Raw genomic sequence first — 6,830 nt, 5'->3', positions numbered from 1 at the left:
GCGAACTTGGAAAAATCAAAGAACTGATATTCTAAAAAATTTGTTTATCAAAAAAACAGGGATTCTTTGCGGTTTTTACAAGTTTTTAAACGTTTTATTTGAAATAGCACAATAGGTTATTTTAGTATAATACATCCTTCAATATTTGTCATCACTTCTTTTTTCTTCTCCTTGGTACATTCGGCATAGATATCCATTGTAGTGGAAATATCCGCATGTCCCATAATATCCATGATGACCTTCAAGTTTGTTTCGTTCTCACAGAGTCTGGTACAAAAGGTGTGACGCAGATGATGGGCTGAAAAATCCGGGAGAAGCAATGGTTCTCTGCCGTCCTTCTTGGCTTCCTTTTCTTCCTTATCATTATACGCCTTTGTTGCTCTGTGAATTGCATTGTTTACAGCAGCCGCGCTATAAACAGTGTGATAAGCTGTCGTAAAGACAAAACCGGAATATCCGTCAATTTCTTCTTCACAAAATCCAAGACACTTCTGGATCTCATACTCTGTCAGGAATGCCTCAAACACTTCCTGAATCATTGGAATTGTTCTTGTGCCTGCTTCCGTCTTGGGAGTTTGAATATGCTTCGCACATACTCCTTTTGAATCCGGACGATCTGACAGATTGTGGTTTACACTAATCATCCGATTCTCAAAATCTAAATCCTCCCATCGAATAGCGATACACTCTCCGATTCTCATACCGGTTCCAAGTAGCACTGTAATGATAGGCAACCATCCCTCATATTCCCTGTCCGATTCCAGATAATTCATAAAAGCTTTCTGCTGTGGAATCGTAAGAGCTCTTCTCTTCGGTGCATCCCAAAGCTTGCTTCTCTTGATTTCTGTCATTGCAGAATCTGATGGATTATTTACAATTAGCCCATCTCTAACGGCCAACTGTAATGCCGGATGAACTACTGTATGGATATTCTCCAATGTGTTTGCTTTTATCCCATCCTTTAGAACAGAAAAATAAAACTCTTTGACATCCGAATAACGAATTTCTGCAATCTTTCTTTTTCCAAAGGTAGGTCTTACAAACCGATTATACATATACATGTAATTTGCCTTGGTGGTTTCTTTCAGATTGTACTTCTGACTAATGTATCTGTCGAAGCAATCATTTAGTGTAAGCTTCTTGGCAGCATACGCATCCAATCCCTGATCATAAGTTATCAACCACCACTTCAAGTGGTGGTTTAATATTAGCCCTCCAAAGGGCTATTACTACTGCTCGCCCCGAAGGGCGGTATCGCAAGCACTGTTACTGGCTCCGCTATAAAGCGGTACTACTGGAATCCTCTCTTCTTGAGTCTTCTGCTTGCTCTCTTATATATTTCTGTACGGCTTCCTCTGTTATATTGCCGATTGTCTCTACATAGTATCCTCTCGCCCAAAAAGCTTTGTCCCATTTGCTTTGCAACTCTGGATGTCTGTCGTAAATCATTAGCGTGCTTTTCCCTTTTAAATATCCCATAAAATCTGAAATACTTTCTTTCGGCGGAATTGCTACGCTTAAATGTACATGATCCTTACATACTGCACCCGCTATAATATCCACTTTTCGGTACTTGCATAATGTACTTATGATTTCCTTCACATCTTCTCTTAATCTTCCATACAGAATTCTTTTTCTGTATTTCGGTATAAATACTATGTGATACTGGCATTTCCATCGGGTATGTGATAAACTTCTATTGTCCATTTGGACCGCCTCCTTTGATTTTGAGTTTGGCTTGCGACACCATTCTCATCATATCACAGGAGGCTTTATTTTGTTGTCCTCACCGTCTCCACTTATTCCATTCTCCCCAGCATAGCTGGGGGATTAGACTTTTCATTTAATTTGAAGTTCCTTTTCTCTCGCACGAAGCTCCGGAAGAGTCTTGGCATAGATATAGTGGCGCACTCTGTTTCTGTCAGAATATGCGTAACAATATCTGCCATCGTTTCTCTGTGACTCACCGGTTCTTAGAACATATCCCTTGCTGTCTTTTCTTCCTTTAATAGCAGCCATTTTCCATTCCTCCTATATTAAAAGAGGAATAGCCGGTTCTCATTATCTTTGAATAAAAGTCTATGGATAACTTTGACTCAAGACCATTATAGTGCCGTCTATTCCACATTTGCAATCCAATTTTGTCCGTTACGAAAAATAGTATCATCAATGGATACGATAGGATTTCTTTGGATTTTCTACATTTCGCAGAAGTTCTCCAAATACTCATCCACCTTCTCTGTATTAACTAAAACACATCTCTTAACCTTGTAAACCGCATTGGCTTCCTTGGCTACTTCCTGAAAAGTATGAAGCCCTAACGAATAAAGAGCTGCCCCTTCTGCATATCTAACAAATTTCTTCTTTCCGGTCTGAACCATGTTCTCTAACTGTGGTACTTCTACTCTTGCTCTTGGCATCTTACATTCCTCCTATATTTCCATCCAAAAATCCAACCATCTGGACCTTAATCTTTCTCTTTGCTCTGTGAATCCTTTGTTGTGCGGATTCGTACACGATTCCCTTATCCTCGGCTATAGCCTGCAGGTCTTTCTCGCCTCTGATAAACTGTTGGAACACTTCACTTTCTTCTTCCCCGAGAATTCCAAGTTGCTGATTGAACAACTCATAATCCAGTCTCATAGTCCGAAGAGTAAATGCTTCTTGTTTAAATTCCTCCTGCCTATCAATGCCCTCCAATACATCTCCTGAAAAATCACAAGCTACAAGTGCCTCTCTGGTCATCACACTGGCAACTGCACTGTTGCCGGTAATATCACTATGATTTCCTTTAGCCTGAACTCTGACTCCCAGTTCTCCACGATTAGCTTGTCTGTTAAAAGCTTTTTCGTTTTCAATCATATATCTGAGACCGTCAGTGTAGCTTTCAACTATTCCCATGAAATTCGGATAATATCTGATAATAATATCTACCTTCTTGGCTGAATCCGCCTGCGCATATACTTTAATTATATTTGCTTTCGTTGCCATCGTTTCCTCCATGCTTAATGATTTATCGATGCAAGGAAAAGCTAACCGGTTGCTTATTTCTTACAGGTATTATTCTACGGCTTTCTATGGACAAAGTCGTTCCCCAAAGAATAGACTTGCGGTATCGTGGGAATAGACTTTCACGCATTGAAAAAGTCGGCAATCTCCGAAGAGTTTACCGACTTATCTCAATTATTATAATTCTTCTGCCTTAACAAACCACTCTGGCTTGACGCAGGCATCGTCCGAAAGCCTTAGTATAAGATTTTCATCACACTCAAAGTTGCTTCCCCTCCATTCATCGTATAATCTTAATATTGCCTGATGCAAAAATTCTACGGTCTTTTCATTAACAGTTTCTGGTGGATATCCCATGTCAAATATCACATCCGTCATAGGAATCAAGTACTCAATACAATAATATTTACTGTTATTATAGTAATCAGTACTCATCCCATGTATATCAAGAAGACTTTCAATATTTCCTACCAATTCGGGACAGTACGACAATAAAGAAAAATACTGATTCTTCTCTAAATATGACCGAAACGCAAAACCATTTACACAGTAATCTTGACTCTTGTTATATCCCAATCTGGATCTAAGATAATAAATATTTCCGCCGCCATATCTAAACTCATCCTCCAGAGGCTGCAATTCTCCCTTATAATACAAATTAATATGACCTTCGTGTGGTTTAAAAGTCACTTTATGCTTTTTAAAGAAATCAGATAACGGAGAGTCTTCTACTAAAAGTTGTTCCAGATTATTGTTTGCTTTTATGTCAGTTCCATCCAATCTTCGAGAAAGATGGAACATTTGAATATATTCGAGAGTCTCATTTACACCAAGTTCAGAGAGAAAATCTCTAACCCATTCCCACGGTTCCTTTTCCGTATCTTCATAAATTGACATAAACATCTGTATCATCTCGCCAGCCGAAAGATCTAATAATTCCATTACTCCCTGTTTCAAGGAGTTTTGTGTTGTCGCATCTATATATTTCATTATTTACCTCATCTTTATATATAATAAAACAAAATCATTACTACTTTCCAAATGTTATTCAAGTAAAAATCACATTATTTCCCTAAATACTTACCAATATGCACTCTTTTTCCATCGACAATGAATTCCCCATCTCGAAATGCAGACAATATTGCCAAAGAAGTCGGATTCAATATTCCTTTATTTTTATCTTCTAACAGGAGATTTATTTCTGTCATCATATCCGCTGTTGTCAATTCTTTCATTCGATTTTCAAACTCAATCCTCTGATTTTTATCCATATCCGATATGGCAGAATTTTTGAGAAGATTTATGCATCCTACCAGAGTTATTGCACTTCTCTTCGTCAATGCAACTATCTGTTCATATTCAGGTTGTGTAATTTCTATTTTATCCATTACGTTTTTCTCTTCTTGTGTCGAATCATCACTCCCCTCCACTAAAGCAGAATTGTTTGCATTTTTCTTTTCATAATGCCGCTCTGCTTCAACAATTTGTAATGCCTTGGGTTGCTCTCCTTTGATGACCGATTTCACTGCTGAAAAGAAAATAGATATATCCTTTCCAACCGTCTTTGCTTTTTGTCTAGTCGCCGGAACAGCTTTTTTTTCCATCCAAATTTCTAAATGTTGAAAACCAATATTCAGAAATTGTTCAATCGCTTCTCTTGCTATTGGAACAACGATATCTTCAACAACAATCTGTTTCCATGTTCTAGGTCTCATTCCATCCACAGAATCAGATTGTAATTCTTCTGCTCTTATATATTCACTCATATCAACTTCAATGATATCAAGTGGTCCATTTAAGTCATTATTCTCATCAGTAAACTGTAAAGCAGATTTTGTTCCATCTGGATTTACTTTTGTATTCACATGACTTCCTTTTTTTCGCACAACACGATAAAGTTTCTCGTCTACTTCTTTTTCATCACTCGTCATAATCTCACCTATAATTTCATATTTGCATCTATTTGTTCTACTCATATAAAAAATACATTACATCAAATACTTCTTCATCGTATTCTCTACATAATCAATCACACTTTTCCACTCTAGGTCCCCTACATAAAAATTACTTTTCTGAAACTGCCCCCAAAGCTCTGCCATATGTAAATCATCAGATACCAAATGTAATGTATCTTTAATATCATCCTTACTAAAAATAGTTTTCCGCTTTTCGCAGGTAGCAGAAAATGCATCATATAGAACCTGCTTCTCTATCTGCTCTCCATAGAAGTTCATAATACTGTAAACATCATAAAAATCTCTCAATCTGGTATTAGCAATACCTCTATTTATGATTGTCTGCATCTTCTCTGCCAGCAGCGTTTCCTTGTTATATGTAAGAACAGAAATTGTTCTATCTTCAAACATTAATTTATAGTCGTATTCTACCGCCTTTGGTGTAATTACATCATCTGTAGAAATATCGATTTTAATTGGTTGACGCATTCTGTCCAACGTAGCTTCCAGCATTACACGAATGCCCGGGTAATCAAACTCTTCCATAATAGTTCTAGTACTTTTAATTTGAAAGCTAACATTATCATCCAGCGGGATATTACAAATTTCTTCAATTATCCTCTGTACATCAGCCTCATTTAACGGTAATGCTTTTACTGTTGTATCAATATCCATCGTAGCTCGCATATCCACACCAACAATTGACGCTACCAACATTCCACCCTTAAGAATAAAATTATCTCGATATGACGATATAGATACTCTTTCCAGAAATCTTTCCATCATAAAATTTCGAATTAGCGTAGTCGCTTTATTACTGTTCCCATCCGAAATATTTCTCACCTTATCTTTTAATTGTCTTGATGAACTAATCACACTAACACCTCCACGTACTTCATCACTTCATCTCGAATTCCCATCATATCTGCATATACAATCAGCTGCGATAGCTTTTTGTCCTTCGATGACATATATTCCTTGATAGCCGTTTGAAATACTTGTACTTCATACTTATTACGATTCATTATCAAATCGCAAATGCAACGCTCCTTATCGTAAACCTTAACCAAATTTCCACTGCTGGATGCAATCTCACAAATTCCTATTTTGTATAAATCCGTTGCAGCATATTTCACCGAAACATCAAAATCATTATCCTTAAGATGGCTCGCATTATATCCCTGTGGCACAGTAACACACACAGATGAATACTCCCTATCTGTCAAACCGTGCAAATATAGTGCTGTTTCTCCGGAATAAATAATCGCCCCATTTCTTTGTTGCAAAATGAACAACTCATCCGGCCACACATCATCCGCTATATATACACCTCTTGAGACTTTCTCCATACCGTGTTCCTTAATATATTTTGCAACATAGGTCTTAGAAATATCTTCACTACACACCAAAGAGGTAATAAGATAACCATTATATTTTTCAATAAAATTTTCAATTTTTTCCTTTTTTGTCATTCTTTTCACCTCTATACTTTACTTCTACGCTTTAATTATATGATTTAAAAGCGAGAAAGTAAACTCTTTTTAATTTTTTTAACCTATGCATCTTTATTTAACTTCGCCAGCACCTTCACCTGCTCAATCGCCACTTTTCTAACATTCTCATTCTTCATCTCCTGCAGCATCATAGCAAGCTGCATAACATCGGCATCAAATCCCATCTCATCTCCATCCATCAAATATCCAGCTGTAGTATTCAGTACCTTTGCAATATCTCTGAGAATGCTTACCTGAATATTACGGGTACTTTTACACCACTTGTCCGGATTGAGGAAACCATTGTTCCGGATTGATGGAAACCGCTCTTCCGGTCATTAGGGAACCACTCTTATAATGGATGTAAGCATCG

General features: G+C 37.3%; 10 protein-coding genes and 1 pseudogene. All 11 read right to left on the bottom strand.

The window, feature by feature from the left end:
- Window positions 1–116: 116 nt before the first annotated feature.
- The 11 genes and pseudogenes from ABCW45_RS17440 to ABCW45_RS17390 all read right to left on the bottom strand — a co-directional run bounded on the left by ABCW45_RS17440 (window position 117) and on the right by ABCW45_RS17390 (window position 6,657).
- Window positions 117–851, bottom strand: coding sequence for a tyrosine-type recombinase/integrase (locus ABCW45_RS17440; protein ID WP_343221270.1), 735 nt, complete (start codon window positions 849–851; stop codon window positions 117–119).
- Window positions 852–986: 135 nt separating this feature from the next.
- Window positions 987–1,160 (bottom strand): annotated as a pseudogene (locus ABCW45_RS17435) (tyrosine-type recombinase/integrase); the annotation flags it as partial.
- Window positions 1,161–1,278: 118 nt separating this feature from the next.
- Window positions 1,279–1,707, bottom strand: a complete 429-nt coding sequence (gene tnpA / locus ABCW45_RS17430; RefSeq protein WP_117472136.1) for an IS200/IS605 family transposase — start codon at window positions 1,705–1,707, stop codon at window positions 1,279–1,281.
- A gap of 132 nt (window positions 1,708–1,839) precedes the next feature.
- Window positions 1,840–2,019 (bottom strand): integrase DNA-binding domain-containing protein, encoded by a 180-nt coding sequence (locus ABCW45_RS17425; RefSeq protein WP_117485880.1) that lies wholly within the window; start codon window positions 2,017–2,019, stop codon window positions 1,840–1,842.
- A gap of 179 nt (window positions 2,020–2,198) precedes the next feature.
- Window positions 2,199–2,420, bottom strand: coding sequence for a DUF6462 family protein (locus ABCW45_RS17420; RefSeq protein WP_117485878.1), 222 nt, complete (start codon window positions 2,418–2,420; stop codon window positions 2,199–2,201).
- Between the two features lies 1 nt (window position 2,421).
- Entirely contained in the window at window positions 2,422–2,991 is a 570-nt protein-coding gene (locus tag ABCW45_RS17415; protein WP_343221269.1) for a sigma-70 RNA polymerase sigma factor region 4 domain-containing protein, read from the bottom strand.
- Between the two features lie 195 nt (window positions 2,992–3,186).
- Window positions 3,187–3,999, bottom strand: a complete 813-nt coding sequence (locus tag ABCW45_RS17410) for a hypothetical protein (RefSeq protein WP_117485876.1) — start codon at window positions 3,997–3,999, stop codon at window positions 3,187–3,189.
- Between the two features lie 74 nt (window positions 4,000–4,073).
- On the bottom strand, window positions 4,074–4,940 hold the full coding sequence (locus ABCW45_RS17405) for a hypothetical protein (RefSeq protein ID WP_343221267.1): 867 nt from the start codon (window positions 4,938–4,940) through the stop codon (window positions 4,074–4,076).
- Window positions 4,941–4,997: 57 nt separating this feature from the next.
- Entirely contained in the window at window positions 4,998–5,840 is an 843-nt protein-coding gene (locus tag ABCW45_RS17400; protein WP_117485872.1) for a nucleotidyl transferase AbiEii/AbiGii toxin family protein, read from the bottom strand.
- Entirely contained in the window at window positions 5,837–6,436 is a 600-nt protein-coding gene (locus tag ABCW45_RS17395; RefSeq protein ID WP_117485870.1) for a type IV toxin-antitoxin system AbiEi family antitoxin domain-containing protein, read from the bottom strand. Before ABCW45_RS17395 ends, ABCW45_RS17400 begins: the two co-directional genes overlap by 4 nt.
- Window positions 6,437–6,519: 83 nt before the next feature.
- Window positions 6,520–6,657 (bottom strand): hypothetical protein, encoded by a 138-nt coding sequence (locus ABCW45_RS17390; RefSeq protein ID WP_343221266.1) that lies wholly within the window; start codon window positions 6,655–6,657, stop codon window positions 6,520–6,522.
- Window positions 6,658–6,830: the final 173 nt, after the last annotated feature.

It is taken from the genome of Pilosibacter fragilis, assembly GCF_032490495.1.
Classification (GTDB): domain Bacteria; phylum Bacillota; class Clostridia; order Lachnospirales; family Lachnospiraceae; genus Pilosibacter; species Pilosibacter fragilis.
The sequence above is the reverse complement of the archived record's forward strand: the minus strand, read 5'-3'. Positions and strand labels throughout refer to the sequence as shown.